Origin of the sequence: Pseudomonas yangonensis, from assembly GCF_009932725.1 — a bacterium.
GTDB lineage: Bacteria > Pseudomonadota > Gammaproteobacteria > Pseudomonadales > Pseudomonadaceae > Aquipseudomonas > Aquipseudomonas yangonensis.
The window spans coordinates 1-484 of sequence record NZ_BLJU01000284.1 but is presented as its reverse complement, the minus strand read 5'-3'; the positions used below and the strand labels follow the sequence as shown (position 1 = coordinate 484).

At 65.9% G+C, this 484-nt stretch carries 1 protein-coding gene; it reads left to right on the top strand.

Features of this window, described 5'->3' with window-relative positions; all coding sequences use genetic code 11:
• Window positions 1-484: methyl-accepting chemotaxis protein (locus GYB81_RS24365; protein WP_233787694.1), on the top strand; the 484-nt coding region annotated here is incomplete at both ends.

Below are 484 nucleotides of genomic sequence, written 5' to 3'. Positions count from 1 at the left end.
GGGGGCGGGGCGCATCATCGACGAGCTACACCGCCACTCCAACGAGATCAGCTCGATTCTTTCCACCATCGCCAGTATTGCCGACCACACCAACCTCCTGGCTCTCAATGAGGCCATCGAGGCGGCGCGTGCCGGCGAGCACGGCCGCGGCTTCTCGGTAGTGGCCGACGAGGTGCGGGTGCTGTCCAAGCGCACCCACGAGTCGACTCGCGAGATCGAGGCGATGATCCAGGTGCTGCAGGATGCCACCCGTCAGGCGGTCGGGGTGATGGACAACGCCGGCACCAAGGCCTCGCAGAGCGTCACCGATGCTCAGGCGGCCAGTGATCTGCTGCAGCGCATCACCGAGGCGGTCGGGCAGATCAACGACATGGCCGCGCAGATCGCATCGGCGGCCGAGGAGCAGGCCAGCGTGACCGTCGAGGTCAACCGCAACACCGAGAACATCCGCAGCATGGGTGACCAGATGTCGCAGAGCAGTCAC